Genomic DNA, 17,476 nt, shown 5'->3' with positions numbered 1-17,476 from the left:
ATTAGAAGCGGTAGTGCGAGAAAGCCTTGTTGGCTTCAGCCATACGGTGCACGTCTTCACGCTTCTTAACTGCAGCACCTTTGCCTTCAGCGGCATCGAGCAATTCGCCAGCCAAACGCAGAGCCATAGACTTCTCGCCGCGCTTACGGGCGAAATCTACCAGCCAGCGCATGGCAAGAGCGTTACGACGGGACGGACGAACTTCGACCGGAACCTGGTAAGTAGCACCGCCTACACGGCGCGACTTCACTTCGACCAGCGGAGCGATGGCGTCGAGAGCTTTCTCGAAGATCTCCAGGGGATCGCTGTTCTTGCGCTCTTTAACCTTGTCCAAGGCACCATAAACAATACGCTCGGCAACGGCTTTCTTGCCGCTTTCCATCACGTGGTTCATGAACTTGGCCAGGATTTGGCTTCCGTATTTTGGATCGTCAAGCACTTCGCGCTTGGCTGCTACACGACGTCTTGGCATTTGATAAGCCCTCAAACGGTCTTCAGGTTAGCCCGGGACTGCATCGTTAGATGGACGCCCGACCTTACTCTTATCGACTCAGATAAATAAAAAACTGCAATTCGGTGCAAGCACCGGGCACTTCAAACGCCTATTACTTCGGACGCTTGGTACCGTACTTCGAACGACCCTGCTTACGGTCCTTAACGCCGGAGGTATCCAGCGAACCGCGCACGGTGTGGTAACGCACACCTGGCAAGTCTTTTACACGGCCGCCACGAATCAGGACGACGCTGTGCTCTTGCAGGTTGTGGCCTTCACCGCCGATGTACGAGGAAACCTCGAAACCGTTGGTCAGGCGCACACGGCATACTTTACGCAGTGCCGAGTTAGGTTTTTTCGGCGTAGTGGTATACACGCGAGTGCACACACCACGACGCTGCGGGCAGTTCTGCAGCGCAGGCACGTCGGATTTCTCGACGATACGCTTGCGCGGCTGACGTACCAGCTGGTTGATAGTTGCCATCTATAAGCTCCACTGTTGTCTTTCGACGCTATTACCCTACTAAGGAAAGCAAAATGGCAGAGCGTGTGCCCTGCCAAATTTAGGGGTGCATGAGTCTAAAGAGACCCACGCTCCCCGTCAAGGCAAAGCCCCGGGCGATTACTCGACCGGGGCTTCACACTCAATTGCTGCTGGAGTTCAGCGCTTCGGTCAGTGCGGCTTCCACTTCACTGGCGCTGACACGTACCGGCTGAGCCGCTTCACGCTTGCGCTTGCGCTCGCTGTGATAAGCCAGACCGGTACCGGCCGGGATCAGACGACCCACGACCACGTTTTCTTTCAGGCCACGCAGGTAGTCGCGCTTGCCAGTCACTGCCGCTTCGGTAAGAACGCGGGTGGTTTCCTGGAAGGAGGCCGCCGAGATAAACGACTCGGTGGACAACGACGCCTTGGTGATACCCAGCAATACGCGGGTGTACTTGGCAACGAACTTGTCTTCTGCAGCCAGACGCTCGTTTTCGCCCAGCACCGCGGTCAACTCCATCTGGTCGCCCTTGATGAAGGTGGAATCGCCCGACTCAGCCACTTCTACCTTGCGCAGCATCTGGCGCAGAATGGTTTCGATGTGCTTGTCGTTGATCTTCACGCCCTGCAGGCGGTACACGTCCTGGATCTCGTTGACGATGTACTTGGCCAGCGCGCTGACACCCAGCAGACGCAGGATATCGTGCGGGTCGCTCGGGCCGTCGGAGATAACTTCACCCTTGTTGACCTGTTCACCTTCGAACACGTTCAGGTGGCGCCACTTCGGAATCAGCTCCTCGTACGGATCGCTACCGTCGTTCGGGGTAATAACCAGACGGCGCTTGCCTTTGGTCTCTTTACCGAACGCGATGGTGCCGCTGATTTCAGCCAGAATCGAAGCTTCTTTCGGACGACGCGCTTCGAACAGGTCGGCAACACGCGGCAGACCACCGGTGATGTCGCGGGTCTTCGAAGTCTCTTGCGGGATACGGGCGATGACATCACCCACACCCACCTGAGCACCGTTCGCCACACCTACCAGGGCGTTTGCCGGCAGGAAGTACTGAGCCATTACGTCGGTACCTGGCAGCAGCAGATCCTTGCCATCTTCGCCAACCATCTTCACCGCAGGACGGATGTCCTTGCCGGCAGCCGGACGATCTTTCGGATCGAGGACTTCGATGTTGGTCAAACCGGTCAATTCGTCCGTCTGACGCTTGATGGTGATGCCTTCTTCCATGCCCACGTAGGTCACGGTACCTTTCATTTCGGTAACGATCGGGTGGGTGTGCGGGTCCCACTTGGCGACGATTGCGCCAGCGTCGACCTTGTCGCCTTCCTTCACGGAAATCACGGCACCGTACGGCAGCTTGTAGCGCTCGCGCTCACGACCGAACTCGTCGGCAATCGCCAGCTCGCCGGAGCGGGAAACCGCAACCAGGTTGCCGTCGAGACGCTCAACATGCTTGAGATTGTGCAGGCGAACCGCACCGCCATTCTTCACTTGTACGCTGTCAGCAGCCGAGGTCCGGCTAGCCGCACCACCGATGTGGAACGTACGCATGGTCAGCTGGGTACCCGGCTCACCGATCGACTGAGCAGCGATAACGCCGACCGCTTCACCGATGTTGATCTGGTGACCACGAGCCAGGTCGCGACCGTAGCACTTGGCGCAGATGCCGTAGCGGGTTTCACAGCTGATCGGCGAACGCACGATCACTTCGTCGATGCTGTTCAGCTCGATGAATTCAACCCACTGCTCGTCCACCAGCGTACCGGCTGGAACGATGACTTCTTCGGTACCTGGCTTGAACACGTCACGGGCGATAACTCGACCCAATACGCGCTCACCCAGCGGCTCAACCACGTCACCGCCTTCAATATGCGGTGTCATCAGCAGGCCGTGCTCGGTGCCGCAATCGATTGCGGTAACGACCAGATCTTGTGCCACGTCTACCAGACGACGAGTCAGGTAACCGGAGTTAGCGGTTTTCAACGCGGTATCCGCAAGACCCTTACGAGCACCGTGCGTCGAGATGAAGTACTGCAGAACCGACAGACCTTCGCGGAAGTTCGCGGTGATCGGCGTTTCGATGATCGAGCCATCCGGCTTGGCCATCAGACCACGCATACCGGCCAGCTGACGGATCTGAGCGGCGCTACCACGAGCACCAGAGTCAGCCATCATGTACATCGAGTTGAAGGACTCTTGGTCAACAGTATTACCTTCGCGATCAACCACTTTCTCTTTCGAGAGGTTAGCCATCATCGCCTTGGATACTTCATCGTTGGCCTTGGACCAGAGGTCGATCACCTTGTTGTACTTCTCGCCCTGGGTTACCAGGCCGGAGGCGTACTGCGATTCGATCTCTTTAACTTCCTCGGTGGCGGCGTCAATGATGCGCGCTTTCTCATCCGGGATAACGAAGTCGTTCACGCCGATCGACACACCCGAGATGGTCGAATAGGCGAAACCGGTGTACATCAGCTGGTCAGCGAAGATCACGGTGTCTTTCAAGCCAACGGTGCGGTAGCACTGGTTGATCAGCTTGGAGATCGCCTTCTTCTTCATCGACTGGTTGACCACGTCATACGACAGGCCATCCGGCACGATCTGGAACAGCAGCGCACGGCCGACAGTGGTGTCGACGATACGGGTGTTCTTGGTGATGGTGCCGTCGCGGTCACGGATTACTTCGTTGATGCGCACTTTTACGCGAGCATGCAGCGAGGCTTCGCCACCACGGAAAACCCGGTCAACTTCCTGCAGGTCAGCGAATACGCGGCCTTCGCCCTTGGCGTTGATCGCTTCGCGGGTCATGTAATACAGACCCAGTACCACGTCCTGGGACGGTACGATGATTGGTTCACCGTTGGCAGGCGACAGGATGTTGTTGGTCGACATCATCAGTGCGCGCGCTTCCAGCTGGGCTTCCAGCGTCAGCGGTACGTGCACGGCCATCTGGTCACCGTCGAAGTCGGCGTTGTACGCGGCGCAGACCAGTGGGTGCAGCTGAATCGCTTTACCTTCGATCAGAACCGGTTCAAACGCCTGGATGCCCAGACGGTGAAGGGTCGGTGCACGGTTGAGCAGCACGGGGTGTTCGCGAATCACTTCGGCGAGAACGTCCCACACCTCCGGCAGCTCGCGCTCGACCATCTTCTTCGCGGCCTTGATGGTGGTCGCCAGACCACGCATTTCCAGCTTGCCGAAAATGAACGGTTTGAACAGCTCGAGAGCCATCTTCTTCGGCAGACCGCACTGGTGCAGACGCAGAGTCGGGCCCACGGTGATAACGGAACGACCGGAGTAGTCCACGCGCTTACCGAGCAGGTTCTGACGGAAACGACCTTGCTTACCCTTGATCATGTCAGCCAAGGATTTCAGCGGACGCTTGTTCGAGCCAGTGATGGCGCGACCGCGACGGCCGTTGTCGAGCAGGGCGTCGACCGCTTCCTGCAGCATGCGCTTTTCGTTGCGCACGATGATGTCCGGTGCGGACAGATCGAGCAGGCGCTTGAGGCGGTTGTTACGGTTGATCACGCGGCGATACAGATCGTTCAGATCCGAGGTCGCGAAGCGGCCACCGTCGAGCGGAACCAGCGGACGCAGATCTGGCGGCAGAACCGGCAGAACGGTCAACACCATCCACTCAGGCAGGTTGCCCGAACCGAGGAATGCTTCCATCAGCTTCAGACGCTTGGACAGCTTCTTGATCTTGGTTTCCGAGTTGGTTTGCGGAATTTCTTCGCGCAGACGGCCAATCTCGTGCTCCAGGTCGATCGCGTGCAGCAGTTCGCGCACGGCTTCAGCACCCATGCGGGCGTCGAAGTCATCACCGAACTCCTCGAGGGCTTCGAAGTACTGTTCGTCGTTGAGCAGCTGGCCTTTTTCCAGGGTGGTCATGCCCGGGTCGATAACGACATAGCTCTCGAAGTAGAGAACGCGTTCGATATCACGCAGGGTCATGTCCATCAGCAAACCGATACGGCTCGGCAGCGACTTGAGGAACCAGATGTGGGCAACCGGCGAAGCCAGTTCGATGTGCGCCATGCGCTCACGACGAACCTTGGCCAGTGCAACTTCAACGCCGCACTTCTCGCAGATCACACCGCGATGCTTCAAGCGCTTGTACTTACCGCACAGGCACTCGTAATCCTTTACCGGGCCAAAGATCTTGGCGCAGAACAGGCCGTCACGCTCAGGCTTGAACGTACGGTAGTTGATGGTTTCCGGCTTTTTAACTTCACCGAACGACCACGAACGGATCATCTCAGGCGAAGCAAGGCCGATGCGAATAGCATCGAACTCTTCGACTTGACCCTGGTTTTTCAGCAAATTCAGTAGGTCTTTCAAGGCCTTTCCTCCTGGCGGAGCAGAGAGCGGGCTGTGCAGCCCCGCTCTCGATTCGCGTCACGTGTTATTCGGTTTCCAGATCGATGTCGATACCCAGCGAACGGATTTCTTTGATCAGTACGTTGAAGGACTCGGGCATGCCCGGCTCCATACGGTGATCACCGTCCACGATGTTTTTGTACATCTTGGTACGGCCGTTCACGTCGTCCGACTTCACGGTCAGCATTTCCTGCAGGGTGTAGGCGGCGCCGTAGGCTTCCAGTGCCCAGACCTCCATCTCACCGAAGCGCTGACCACCGAACTGCGCCTTACCACCCAGCGGCTGCTGAGTAACCAGGCTGTAGGAACCCGTGGAACGCGCGTGCATCTTGTCGTCCACCAGGTGGTTCAGCTTCAGCATGTACATGTAGCCAACGGTGGTCGGACGCTCGAACTGGTTACCAGTACGGCCGTCGATCAGGCGCATCTGGCCGCTTTCTGGCAGGTCTGCCAGTTTCAGCATGGCCTTGATTTCGCTTTCCTTGGCACCGTCGAACACCGGTGTGGCCATCGGCACACCACCTTTGAGGTTGTGCGCCAGCTTCATGATTTCCTGGTCGCTCAGCTCATCCAGGTTTTCCTGACGGCCGCCAATCTCGTTGTAGATCTGCTGCATGAATTTGCGCAGCTCGGCGACTTTGCGCTGCTCTTCGAGCATGCGGTTGATCTTCTCGCCCAGGCCTTTGGCCGCGAGGCCCAGGTGGGTTTCGAGGATCTGCCCGACGTTCATACGCGACGGTACACCCAGCGGGTTGAGAACGATGTCGACCGGCGTACCGTTGACGTCGTGCGGCATGTCTTCAACCGGCATGATCACCGAGACCACACCCTTGTTACCGTGACGACCGGCCATCTTGTCGCCCGGCTGGATGCGGCGACGGATTGCCAGGTAGACCTTGACGATCTTCAGCACGCCTGGAGCCAGGTCATCGCCCTGCTGCAGTTTGCGCTTCTTGTCTTCGAACTTGTCGTCGAGCAGCTGACGGCGGTCGGAGATGTAGGCCTGGGCCTTTTCCAACTGCTCGTTCAGGGCATCGTCAGCCATGCGCAGCTTGAACCACTGGCCGCGCTCGAGACCGTCGAGGAACTCGTCGGTAACTTCTGCGCCTTTCTTCAGGCCAGCGCCGCCTTCGGCCTTCTTGCCAACCAGAGCGGAACGCAGACGTTCGAAAGTTGCGCCTTCAACGATACGGAACTCTTCGTTCAGATCCTTACGGATCTCGTCGAGCTGGCTCTTCTCGATCGACAGGGCACGGGCATCGCGCTCAACGCCATCGCGGGTGAAGACCTGCACGTCGATAACGGTACCTTTGGTGCCAGTTGGCACACGCAGGGAGGTGTCTTTAACGTCAGACGCCTTCTCACCGAAGATCGCACGCAGCAGCTTCTCTTCCGGAGTCAGTTGGGTTTCGCCTTTTGGCGTGACCTTGCCGACCAGAATGTCACCTGGGCCCACTTCAGCGCCGACATACACGATGCCTGCTTCGTCCAGCTTGTTCAGCGCAGACTCACCGACGTTCGGGATGTCGGAAGTGATTTCTTCCGAACCGAGCTTGGTGTCACGCGCCACACAGGTCAGTTCCTGAATGTGGATGGTGGTGAAACGGTCTTCCTGCACCACGCGCTCGGAGAGGCAGATGGAGTCTTCGAAGTTGTAACCGTTCCACGGCATGAACGCGACGCGCATGTTCTGCCCCAGTGCCAGTTCACCCATATCGGTGGACGGGCCGTCGGCCAGGATGTCGCTGCGCTCGACCTGATCACCTTTGCTCACCAGCGGACGCTGGTTGATGCAGGTGTTCTGGTTGGAGCGGGTGTATTTGGTCAGGTTGTAGATGTCGACACCGGCTTCGCCCGTTTCAACTTCGTCGTCATTGACGCGAACTACAACACGACTGGCATCGACCGAGTCAATCACACCGCCACGGCGAGCCACGACGCAAACGCCGGAGTCGCGCGCCACGTTGCGCTCCATGCCGGTACCTACCAGCGGCTTGTCAGCGCGCAGAGTCGGTACAGCCTGACGCTGCATGTTCGAACCCATCAACGCACGGTTGGCGTCGTCGTGCTCGAGGAACGGGATCAGCGAAGCGGCAACCGAAACTACCTGCTTGGGCGATACGTCCATCAGGGTGACGTCTTCAGGCGCTTTAACGGTGAATTCGTTGAGGTGACGTACAGCCACCAACTCATCGACCAGCTGACCTTTGTCGTTCATGGTCGCCGAAGCCTGGGCGATCACGTGATCGGCCTCTTCGATGGCGGACAGGAACACGATTTCGTCGGTGACCAGGGTGTCCTTCACCACACGGTACGGGCTCTCGAGGAAGCCGTACTGGTTGGTGCGGGCATAGGCCGCCAGGGAGTTGATCAGACCGATGTTCGGACCTTCAGGGGTCTCGATCGGGCACACACGGCCGTAGTGGGTCGGGTGTACGTCACGGACTTCGAAGCCGGCACGCTCACGGGTCAGACCGCCCGGGCCAAGAGCCGAAACACGGCGCTTGTGGGTGATCTCGGAGAGCGGGTTGTTCTGGTCCATGAACTGCGAGAGCTGGCTGGAACCGAAGAACTCTTTCACCGCCGCCGCAACCGGCTTGGCGTTGATCAGGTCCTGCGGCATCAGGCCTTCGCTTTCGGCCATCGACAGACGTTCCTTGACCGCACGCTCAACACGCACCAGGCCAACACGGAACTGGTTCTCGGCCATTTCGCCCACGCAGCGAACACGACGGTTACCCAGGTGGTCGATGTCGTCGACGATGCCTTTACCGTTACGGATGTCGACCAGGGTCTTGAGGACCTCGACGATATCTTCGCGGCTCAGTACGCCGGAACCTTCGATCTCGGTGCGACCGATACGACGGTTGAACTTCATGCGGCCCACGGCCGAAAGGTCGTAACGCTCGGCGCTGAAGAACAGGTTGTTGAACAGGGTCTCGGCAGCATCCTTGGTTGGCGGCTCGCCAGGACGCATCATGCGGTAGATCTCGACCAGTGCTTCCAACTGATTGGTGGTGCTATCGATCTTCAGGGTATCGGAGATAAACGGACCGCAATCGATGTCGTTGGTGTACAGCGTCTCGATGCGCACGACCTGAGCCTTGACCACTTTGGCCAGGATCTCGACGTTCAGCTCGGTGTTGCACTCGGCGATGATTTCGCCGGTAGCCGGGTGCACGATGGCCTTGGCCGAGGTGCGACCGATCAGATAGTCGATCGGTACTTCCAGCTCTTTGATGCCAGCCTTGTCCAGCTGGTTGATATGGCGCGCGGTAATACGGCGGCCTTGCTCAACGATGACCTTGCCCTTGTCGTCCTTGATGTCGAGGACGGCAATTTCACCACGCAGGCGCTGCGGCACCAGTTCCAGGTTGAGGGACTCGCCCTTCACATGGAATACGTTGGTGGCATAGAAGGCATCCAACACTTCCTCAGTGCTGTAACCCAGCGCGCGCAACAGAACCGAGGCCGGCAGCTTGCGGCGGCGGTCGATACGTACGAACACGGCGTCCTTCGGGTCGAACTCGAAGTCCAACCAGGAACCGCGGTACGGAATGATACGGGCGGAGTACAGCAGCTTGCCGGAACTGTGGGTCTTGCCGCGGTCGTGGTCGAAGAACACGCCCGGCGAGCGGTGCAGCTGGGACACGATAACGCGCTCGGTACCGTTGATAACGAAGGTACCGTTTTCAGTCATGAGCGGAATTTCGCCCATGTACACTTCTTGCTCTTTGATGTCCTTGATCGCTTTGTTCGACGATTCTTTGTCGAAAATGATCAGACGGACTTTTACCCGCAGCGGCACGGCGAAGGTAACGCCCCGCAGTACGCATTCTTTGACATCAAAAGCCGGCTCGCCCAGGCGATAACCGACATACTCCAGAGCAGCATTGCCGGAATAGCTGATAATCGGGAAAACAGACTTGAAGGCCGCATGCAGGCCAATGTCGCGGAACTGGTCCTTGGTCGCCCCTGCCTGCAGGAATTCGCGATACGAATCCAGCTGGATGGCCAGGAGATAAGGCACATCCATGACATCCGGCAACTTGCTAAAGTCCTTGCGGATACGTTTTTTCTCAGTATATGAGTAAGCCATCAGCGTTCCCCAGCTTGGTCACCTGCTTATTTGGCCCCTCCGACGGGAGTTGCCAGAAACTCTTGCAAACCCTAGGTTTGCGCCGCCACATCGGGCGGGTATTTCGCGCCCCAGGCCAGCCAATGATTCGCCGACCTAGAACGGAAAAAGGCCGGTGGCAAAAGCCACCAGCCATCAGCCTTACGCGAGTCGCTTCGGCTGTAGACGCAAGGTCGTCGCTTACTTGAGCTCGACTTTGGCGCCAGCTTCTTCCAAAGCAGCCTTGGCTTTGTCAGCTGCGTCTTTCGCAACAGCTTCCAGAACCATGGCAGGAGCGCCGTCAACTACAGCCTTGGCTTCTTTCAGGCCCAGACCGGTCAGTTCACGAACTGCCTTGATCACGTTTACTTTCTTCTCACCGGCTTCAAGCAGCATCACGTTGAATTCGGTTTGCTCTTCAACAACAGCGGCAGCAGCAGCTGGGCCAGCAGCGGCAACAGCAGCGGTCACGCCGAAGGTTTCTTCCATTGCTTTGATCAGTTCAACAACTTCCAGAACGGTTTTCTGGCCAATTGCTTCGATGATTTGTTCGTTAGTCAGAGACATGACTTTAAATCCTGTATTGGGGTGACAGCCTACGCAGCCATCAAATTAAACATATGATTTTGAAAGAGTTTGCGATGCCTTAGGCAGCGGTAGCTTCTTTCTGGTCGCGAATGGCCGCCAGAGTACGAGCCAGCTTGCTGGTAGCGCCTTGGATCACGCTCATCAGCTTCGCAATGGCTTCGTCGCGAGTTGGCAGCGAAGCCAACACGTCGATCTCGTTTGCTGCGAGGAACTTGCCCTCAAACGCAGCTGCCTTGATCTCGAACTTGTCCTGACCCTTGGCGAACTCTTTGAAAATACGAGCAGCAGCGCCCGGATGTTCCTTGGAGAATGCAATCAGGGTCGGGCCTTTGAACACGTCGTTGAGGACCGAATACTCGGTGCCTTCAACAGCGCGCTTGAGCAGGGTATTACGTACAACACGTACGTATACGCCAGCTTCGCGGGCCTCTTTACGGAGTCCGGTCATAGCGCCTACAGTCACACCACGGGCATCAGCCACGACAGCGGACAGGGCACCTTTGGCAGCCTCGTTGACTTCAGCGACGATGGCCTTCTTGTCTTCGAGTTTAATTGCCACGGGTTTAACTCCTGCTTGTTACCGTTTCATCTGGCCGAAGCCGGATGTCGTTTTGGTGTCTGATTCGGTAAGAATCGGGAGCACCATCTGCGTAGGCGACCTAGGATTTCTCTCAGGGTTTAAGGCTTGCGCCACCTACGGTCTTGGATAGCCCCCGCCAGGCAGGGACCCCAAAGTTTCGAAGCAGCGCAATCGCTTGCGCTGCCTCTATGTATTACGCGTCGAGCGAGCCTTGATCGATGATCAGACCTGGACCCATGGTGGTGCTCAGGGTTACGCGCTTGACGTAGATGCCTTTCGAAGTCGATGGCTTCAGACGCTTGAGGTCGGAAATCAGCGCTTCAACGTTCTGCTTCAGCTTCTCGGCGTCAAAACCAACCTTGCCGACGGAACCGTGGATGATGCCGTTCTTGTCAGTACGGAAACGTACTTGACCAGCCTTGGCATTCTTCACAGCGGTAGCCACGTCAGGGGTAACGGTACCGACTTTCGGGTTAGGCATCAGACCGCGCGGCCCGAGCACTTGACCGAGCTGACCAACAACGCGCATTGCATCCGGGGAAGCAATAACCACGTCATAGTTCAGGTCGCCGCCTTTCATTTCGGCAGCCAGATCGTCCATACCAACGCGATCAGCGCCGGCAGCCAGAGCAGCTTCAGCAGCCGGGCCCTGGGTGAACACGGCAACGCGAACGCTTTTGCCCGAGCCGTTCGGCAGAACGGTGGCACCACGTACAACCTGGTCGGATTTACGCGGATCAACACCGAGGTTCACGGCAATATCGACGGACTCGGAGAACTTGACTGCGGACAGCTCAGCCAGCAGTGCGGCAGCTTCAACGAAGTTGTAAGCCTTACCAGCTTCAACTTTCTCAGCGATTGCCTTTTGACGCTTGGTCAACTTAGCCATTACACACCCTCCACGTTGAGGCCCATGCTACGAGCGGAGCCGGCAATGGTACGCACGGCCGCATCCATATCAGCGGCAGTCAGATCAGCCTGCTTGGTCTTGGCGATCTCTTCCAGCTGAGCACGGGTCACGGTACCGACTTTGACGGTGTTCGGACGAGCCGAGCCGCTGGTCAGGCCTGCGGCCTTCTTCAGCAGAACCGAAGCCGGGGTGCTTTTGGTTTCAAAGGTGAAGCTGCGGTCGCTGTATACAGTGATGATCACTGGAGTCGGCAGACCAGGTTCCATGCCCTGGGTACGGGCGTTGAACGCCTTGCAGAATTCCATGATGTTCACACCGTGCTGACCCAGAGCCGGGCCAACGGGCGGGCTTGGGTTGGCCTGTGCAGCCTTTACTTGCAGCTTGATATAAGCCGTGATTTTCTTAGCCATTAGCTACTCCAATTACGGGTTCTAGCGCCTTGCGGCTCCCCGGTTATTACCTGTTTATCCCAGTGACGACAAAACCCCGCAGCCTATGGCTGCGGGGTAAGGGATGCGTATGTCAGTTATGCCTTTTCGACCTGACTGAACTCCAGCTCGACCGGGGTGGAGCGACCAAAGATGGTCACAGCAACCTGGATGCGGCTCTTTTCATAATTCACTTCTTCAACCACACCGCTGAAATCGGCAAACGGACCATCGGTCACGCGCACCATCTCACCCGGCTCGAACAAGGTCTTGGGCTTCGGCTTGTCACCACTGTCAGCAACGCGACGCAGGATCGCATCGGCTTCTTTTTCAGTGATCGGTGCCGGCTTATCAGCGGTACCGCCGATAAAGCCCATGACCCGTGGCGTATCCTTGATCAAGTGCCAAGTCGCCTCGTTCATTTCCATCTGCACCAGGACATAGCCCGGGAAAAACTTGCGCTCGCTCTTGCGCTTCTGACCATTGCGCATCTCGACCACTTCTTCAGTAGGAACGAGAATTTCACCAAAGCCATCTTCCATACCAGCGAGCTTCACACGCTCGATCAACGAGCGCATAACATGCTTCTCGTAACCCGAGTAAGCATGCACAACGTACCAACGCTTAGCCACGGGACACCTTTAACCGACAATCAACGAAATCAGCCAACCGAGCAGGGAATCAAGCCCCCACAACAACAACCCCATCACCAAAACAACAGCCACAACAATCAGCGTGGTCTGCGTGGTTTCTTGGCGGGTCGGCCAAACGACTTTACGAATCTCAACACGCGCTTCTTTTGCCAGAACGGAAAAGGCCTGACCTTTTGCCGTTTGCAACGCAATAAAACCTGCAACAGCCGCAATGACCAGCAGGGCTAATACGCGATACAGGATAGGCTCGGCAGAGAAGTACTGATTACCAACCACACCCACGACCACAAGCGCAGCAACAGCCAGCCACTTGATCAGATCAAAGCGTGATTCTTTGGCTTCAGCCTTAGCATTCATTTACGAGAATCCTGTTAAAAGACGCGCCAGATTCATAAGAGAAAATGGCAGGTCAGGAGGGAATCGAACCCCCAACCTACGGTTTTGGAGACCGTCGCTCTGCCAATTGAGCTACTGACCTAAAACAAAATCAGGCCGACCATTATGCCGGCCTGACGGGGACAGATCAATCGATTACTCGATGATCTTGGCTACGACACCAGCGCCGACGGTACGACCGCCTTCACGAATGGCGAAACGCAGACCTTCTTCCATTGCAATGGTCTTGATCAGGGTAACGGTCATCTGCACGTTATCACCTGGCATTACCATCTCAACGCCTTCCGGCAGTTCGCAGTTACCGGTTACATCGGTAGTGCGGAAGTAGAATTGAGGACGATAGCCTTTGAAGAACGGAGTATGACGACCGCCTTCTTCCTTGCTCAACACGTAAACTTCTGCAGTGAACTTGGTGTGCGGCTTGACCGAACCCGGCTTGACCAGGACCTGGCCACGCTCTACGTCGTCACGCTTGGTGCCACGCAGCAGAACGCCGCAGTTCTCACCAGCACGACCTTCGTCGAGCAGCTTGCGGAACATCTCAACACCGGTACAGGTGGTCTTGGTGGTTTCACGCAGACCAACGATCTCGATTTCTTCCTGGATCTTGACGATACCGCGCTCGATACGGCCAGTTACCACGGTGCCACGACCGGAGATCGAGAACACGTCTTCGATTGGCATCAGGAACGGCTTGTCGATAGCACGAACCGGCTCAGGGATGTAGCTGTCCAGAGTCTCAACCAACTTCTTGACGGCAGTGGTGCCCATCTCGTTGTCGTCTTGACCGTTCAGCGCCATCAGAGCGGAACCGATGATGATCGGGGTGTCGTCGCCTGGGAAATCGTAAGTGCTGAGCAGGTCACGCACTTCCATTTCCACCAGCTCCAGCAGCTCGGCGTCGTCAACCATGTCAGCCTTGTTCAGGAAGACCACGATGTACGGAACACCTACCTGACGGGACAGCAGGATGTGCTCGCGAGTCTGCGGCATCGGGCCGTCAGCGGCGGAGCAAACCAGGATAGCGCCGTCCATCTGCGCAGCACCGGTGATCATGTTTTTTACGTAGTCAGCGTGACCTGGGCAGTCAACGTGCGCGTAGTGACGCACGGCCGAATCGTATTCAACGTGAGCGGTGTTGATGGTGATACCGCGAGCCTTTTCTTCTGGGGCGCTGTCGATCTTGTCGAAGTCAACCTTGGCCGAACCGAACACTTCGGAGCAGACGCGGGTCAGAGCAGCAGTCAGAGTGGTTTTACCGTGGTCGACGTGGCCGATAGTGCCAACGTTGACGTGCGGCTTGTTACGTTCAAACTTTTCTTTAGCCATTTTGACCGTCTCCCAGCGAAGAATTGAGCAGGTATCACCGCCATTAAAACAAAGGCAGATACTCACATATCTGCCTTTATTAAATGGAGCTCATGAGCGGACTCGAACCGCTGACCTCACCCTTACCAAGGGTGTGCTCTACCAACTGAGCTACATGAGCGAAACATGGTGCGAAAACAACAATGCTGGAGCGGGTAGCGGGAATCGAACCCGCATCATCAGCTTGGAAGGCTGAGGTTCTACCACTGAACTATACCCGCGGAGCCTGCAGCTCTCGCTAAATCTGGTGGAGGGAGAAGGATTCGAACCTTCGAAGTCGATGACGTCAGATTTACAGTCTGATCCCTTTGGCCACTCGGGAATCCCTCCAAACGGGGCGGCATTCTCATTCGATGCCGACCTACTGTCAAGCAATTTCTCATTAAAAAACCTGAGGTTAGCTACATTGACAGCAGCTTCGCAGAACACTTGTTAGCGCCACCCTGCGAAGCGGGCGCCATTCTATGCAATCTATTGAGGCGATGCAATCCCCTCGCAAGGCATTAATTGATGTTGTAAGCCTTTGAAGTCAAAAGCCAAACGCTGCAACAGCGAATCATCAGCCAGACGCCGGCTTTCCGGGGCTATGCGCACCCAGAAACTGCGGTGCGCACGGGTCAACTCCCTTAGCTGGGGCTCATATCCTGCATCACGCAAACGCTGCATCACACTTTCCGCCGAGTCGTTGCGCGGGAAGATGCCAAGCGAAATACCATTGGATAAATCACCCTGGGTAATGATGTAGCTATCGATCTTGCGCGCCTGCAGCTCTCGCAATTGACGCAGTGAAGCCTGGCGCGAGGCCAGTGGGGGCAGATACACCCAGTAATCGACGCCCGCCGCAGCATCCATCGACTGCACCCGCGAACGGATATCCAGACTCAACAGGCGCTGCTCGACTGCCGCCGCCCCCTCAACCTGCTCGAAGCTGCCAAGAAACAGACAGACAGCCTCAACAGGCTCCTCGGGCACACCCTGCCGCCGCGCTGGAGCAGCCGACTCACTCAACAGGCGTATATCGCTCTTGGTCTGCGCAGCCAGCTGCAAAGGAGCAATCTCAGTAACCCGCAATGGAGCCTGCTGCTGATGCCAGACGTAATAGAAAAGATTCAATACCACCAACCACAAAAACATCCAGCGCATGCATGACCTCAACGTAATGGACAGGCAATCGCCAAACCGACAAACACCAGATCCGGCATCACCCTTGCGCGCGGAAGCATAGCCGCCACCAGGGCAGCATCCCCCCCAGTGAGGAAGACTTCAAAGGATTCCCCCAGCAATTCGGCCGCCAAGGCCAACTGACCATGCACAAACCCCTGCAACATCAGGGAGCAGCCCCGCTCAACCGCCTCCGCCGTTGAGCGCCCCGGCTGCCGGCTTCCAAGCGCCTGCAAAGCCTCGGTATCGGCATAGCGCGTCCTGCGCGTATGTGTGCGCAACTGGCTTCGCATCAACGGCATGCCCGGGCAGATAAAGCCGCCAAGGTGCTGCCCATCTGCAGCGACAAAATCGGCAGTCACTGCGGTCCCCAGATCCAGCACCAGACAAGCCACCCGGGAGAACTGATAAGCCGCCACCAACGCCAGCCATCGATCCAGACCAAGGCGCTCATGCTGCTCGTAACCGTTGCGCACGCCCGCCAACTCTAAAGCCGGACGCGCGCAATGGCATTCAATGGAAAAAGCCTGCTGCAGAGAATCGACCAGGCGCGCCGTTTCCTCATCACTGCGCACACTGACCATACGACAGACGAGAGGTGCAACGGACATACTTTGAATCGCCTGCAGCAGCTCCTCATCCGAACCGACCACCCCGCCAGCCACAGCAAGCGAACTACCAGGGTCCAGCAGACGCCACTTGATCAGAGTATTACCGCAGTCGAGCTCAAGAATCATTGCGCAACCTCATGCTGAGCTCCCCACCACTAAAGCTGTGCTCCTGCCCATCGACCAACAGGCGTACCGCCCCAGAATGATCAACACCCAACACAATGCCTGTTACAGGCTCACTGCCAGCCGTCAGCATGACCTCACGGCCCTGCCAAAGATGGCAGTCCTGCCACTCGCTCTGCAGCGCCGAAAAGCCGTGACGTAGCTGAACATCCAGGTAATGAGAGAGGTGGCGATTAAGCCCGACCACCAACTCATTGCGATTGACCACGCGCCCCAACTCGGCGCGCATGGAAGTCCAGGGCTGGCCTATCGCCGCCGAAGCGGCCGACAGCATGTTCACATTCAGGCCGATACCGATAACCACATGACAGACATCGGCCGGATCCCCCGACAACTCCAGAAGAACACCCGCCAGCTTGCGCTCGCCAACAAGCACATCATTCGGCCACTTCAGCCCCGCCTCTACCACTCCGCTTTCGCGAATCACCCGAAGCAACGCCAACCCCACCGCCAGACTCAGGCCCTCGAGTTGACGCATGCCGCCTTCGACCCGCAGCACCAAGCTGTAATACAGGTTATCGCCAAACGGGCTGACCCAACTGCGACCACGCCGCCCCCGCCCACTGGTCTGGCGCTCGGCCAGCACGACAAATGGCAGAGACTGCGCCGCTTCAATTCGCCGCAACGCCTCCGCATTGGTTGAATCGACGCTGGGTAACACCGTAACCGGCCACCCAGCCCCCTTGGCGTTAGCGTCAATCCAGGCAGCATCCAACAACTGCAACGGGCTTTCCAGGCGATAGCCACGGCCGCGCACCGTATGGATGGGTAGAGAGAGCTCGGCCTGGAGGGATTGCAACTGCTTCCATACAGCCGAGCGGCTAACCCCTAGCGACGCGCCCAGGGCCTCCCCCGAGTGAAACTGTCCATCTTGAAGAAGCTTTAACAATGGAAGCATGCCATTCCCACCACGCGATCAGGCACGCATGATAACGGCGGGCCGATAAGTTGCCTATCAAAGGTCTATAAGCCCGGAGATAAACCCGCGCCAAACAACACCTTAGATCAGCGCATAACGCTTTATTTTCACGCGCGCAAAGTAAAACCCCCGACCAGTTTCCTGATCGGGGGTTTTGGTATAGGTGCTTGACGATGACCTACTCTC

Annotated in this window: 14 protein-coding genes and 4 tRNA genes; all 18 read right to left on the bottom strand. The window is 57.3% G+C overall.

Going from position 1 to position 17,476, the window contains the following annotated elements; translation table 11 throughout:
* Nucleotide 1 precedes the first annotated feature (1 nt).
* Nucleotides 2–472 (bottom strand): 30S ribosomal protein S7, encoded by a 471-nt coding sequence (gene rpsG, locus WMW70_RS13805; RefSeq protein ID WP_010490886.1) that lies wholly within the window; start codon nt 470–472, stop codon nt 2–4.
* 133 nt (nt 473–605) lie between these two features.
* Nucleotides 606–977, bottom strand: coding sequence for a 30S ribosomal protein S12 (rpsL, locus tag WMW70_RS13800; RefSeq protein ID WP_003463319.1), 372 nt, complete (start codon nt 975–977; stop codon nt 606–608).
* Between the two features lie 160 nt (nt 978–1,137).
* Nucleotides 1,138–5,337, bottom strand: coding sequence for a DNA-directed RNA polymerase subunit beta' (gene rpoC, locus WMW70_RS13795; protein WP_341438067.1), 4,200 nt, complete (start codon nt 5,335–5,337; stop codon nt 1,138–1,140).
* A gap of 64 nt (nt 5,338–5,401) precedes the next feature.
* On the bottom strand, nt 5,402–9,475 hold the full coding sequence (gene rpoB, locus WMW70_RS13790; RefSeq protein WP_341438066.1) for a DNA-directed RNA polymerase subunit beta: 4,074 nt from the start codon (nt 9,473–9,475) through the stop codon (nt 5,402–5,404).
* A gap of 219 nt (nt 9,476–9,694) precedes the next feature.
* Nucleotides 9,695–10,060, bottom strand: coding sequence for a 50S ribosomal protein L7/L12 (rplL, locus tag WMW70_RS13785; protein WP_069522395.1), 366 nt, complete (start codon nt 10,058–10,060; stop codon nt 9,695–9,697).
* A gap of 79 nt (nt 10,061–10,139) precedes the next feature.
* The gene (gene rplJ / locus WMW70_RS13780) at nt 10,140–10,640 is read right to left on the bottom strand and encodes a 50S ribosomal protein L10 (RefSeq protein ID WP_341438065.1); all 501 of its coding nucleotides are present in this window, start codon (nt 10,638–10,640) and stop codon (nt 10,140–10,142) included.
* Between the two features lie 214 nt (nt 10,641–10,854).
* Nucleotides 10,855–11,550 carry a 50S ribosomal protein L1 gene (gene rplA / locus WMW70_RS13775; RefSeq protein ID WP_274087698.1) on the bottom strand — a complete coding sequence of 232 codons (696 nt, stop codon included), beginning with the start codon at nt 11,548–11,550 and terminating at the stop codon, nt 10,855–10,857.
* A complete protein-coding gene (rplK, locus tag WMW70_RS13770; protein WP_069522401.1) occupies nt 11,550–11,981 on the bottom strand; it encodes a 50S ribosomal protein L11 in 432 nt (143 codons plus the stop codon). Before rplK ends, rplA begins: the two co-directional genes overlap by 1 nt.
* A gap of 116 nt (nt 11,982–12,097) precedes the next feature.
* A complete protein-coding gene (gene nusG / locus WMW70_RS13765) occupies nt 12,098–12,631 on the bottom strand; it encodes a transcription termination/antitermination protein NusG (RefSeq protein WP_305624691.1) in 534 nt (177 codons plus the stop codon).
* A gap of 9 nt (nt 12,632–12,640) precedes the next feature.
* On the bottom strand, nt 12,641–13,009 hold the full coding sequence (secE, locus tag WMW70_RS13760) for a preprotein translocase subunit SecE (RefSeq protein WP_341438064.1): 369 nt from the start codon (nt 13,007–13,009) through the stop codon (nt 12,641–12,643).
* A 45-nt stretch (nt 13,010–13,054) separates the two neighbouring features.
* A tRNA-Trp gene (locus WMW70_RS13755) sits at nt 13,055–13,130 on the bottom strand.
* A 53-nt stretch (nt 13,131–13,183) separates the two neighbouring features.
* Nucleotides 13,184–14,377 carry an elongation factor Tu gene (tuf, locus tag WMW70_RS13750; protein WP_341438063.1) on the bottom strand — a complete coding sequence of 398 codons (1,194 nt, stop codon included), beginning with the start codon at nt 14,375–14,377 and terminating at the stop codon, nt 13,184–13,186.
* Between the two features lie 84 nt (nt 14,378–14,461).
* Nucleotides 14,462–14,537, bottom strand: a tRNA-Thr gene (locus tag WMW70_RS13745).
* 26 nt (nt 14,538–14,563) lie between these two features.
* Nucleotides 14,564–14,637: transfer RNA gene (locus WMW70_RS13740), tRNA-Gly, on the bottom strand.
* Between the two features lie 24 nt (nt 14,638–14,661).
* Nucleotides 14,662–14,746 (bottom strand) — tRNA-Tyr (locus WMW70_RS13735).
* A gap of 141 nt (nt 14,747–14,887) precedes the next feature.
* On the bottom strand, nt 14,888–15,559 hold the full coding sequence (locus tag WMW70_RS13730) for an SPOR domain-containing protein (RefSeq protein WP_341438062.1): 672 nt from the start codon (nt 15,557–15,559) through the stop codon (nt 14,888–14,890).
* Nucleotides 15,560–15,567: 8 nt separating this feature from the next.
* Nucleotides 15,568–16,314 (bottom strand): pantothenate kinase, encoded by a 747-nt coding sequence (locus tag WMW70_RS13725; protein ID WP_341438061.1) that lies wholly within the window; start codon nt 16,312–16,314, stop codon nt 15,568–15,570.
* Nucleotides 16,304–17,269, bottom strand: coding sequence for a bifunctional biotin--[acetyl-CoA-carboxylase] ligase/biotin operon repressor BirA (birA, locus tag WMW70_RS13720; RefSeq protein WP_341438060.1), 966 nt, complete (start codon nt 17,267–17,269; stop codon nt 16,304–16,306). Before birA ends, WMW70_RS13725 begins: the two co-directional genes overlap by 11 nt.
* Nucleotides 17,270–17,476: the final 207 nt, after the last annotated feature.

This window comes from Pseudomonas sp. XK-1 (assembly GCF_038069885.1).
Classification (GTDB): domain Bacteria; phylum Pseudomonadota; class Gammaproteobacteria; order Pseudomonadales; family Pseudomonadaceae; genus Aquipseudomonas.
Note: the sequence above shows the minus strand (reverse complement) of the source record. Positions and strands in the feature narration are given on the sequence as shown.

Coding starts and splice junctions, on each gene's coding strand:
- birA (WP_341438060.1), bottom strand. CDS start 17,269: ATGCTTCCATTGTTAAAGCTTCTTCAAGATGGACAGTTTCACTCGGGG.
- rplL (WP_069522395.1), bottom strand. CDS start 10,060: ATGTCTCTGACTAACGAACAAATCATCGAAGCAATTGGCCAGAAAACC.
- tuf (WP_341438063.1), bottom strand. CDS start 14,377: ATGGCTAAAGAAAAGTTTGAACGTAACAAGCCGCACGTCAACGTTGGC.
- WMW70_RS13730 (WP_341438062.1), bottom strand. CDS start 15,559: ATGCGCTGGATGTTTTTGTGGTTGGTGGTATTGAATCTTTTCTATTAC.
- secE (WP_341438064.1), bottom strand. CDS start 13,009: ATGAATGCTAAGGCTGAAGCCAAAGAATCACGCTTTGATCTGATCAAG.
- rplA (WP_274087698.1), bottom strand. CDS start 11,550: ATGGCTAAGTTGACCAAGCGTCAAAAGGCAATCGCTGAGAAAGTTGAA.
- rpsG (WP_010490886.1), bottom strand. CDS start 472: ATGCCAAGACGTCGTGTAGCAGCCAAGCGCGAAGTGCTTGACGATCCA.
- rpoB (WP_341438066.1), bottom strand. CDS start 9,475: ATGGCTTACTCATATACTGAGAAAAAACGTATCCGCAAGGACTTTAGC.
- rpsL (WP_003463319.1), bottom strand. CDS start 977: ATGGCAACTATCAACCAGCTGGTACGTCAGCCGCGCAAGCGTATCGTC.
- WMW70_RS13725 (WP_341438061.1), bottom strand. CDS start 16,314: ATGATTCTTGAGCTCGACTGCGGTAATACTCTGATCAAGTGGCGTCTG.
- rplK (WP_069522401.1), bottom strand. CDS start 11,981: ATGGCTAAGAAAATCACGGCTTATATCAAGCTGCAAGTAAAGGCTGCA.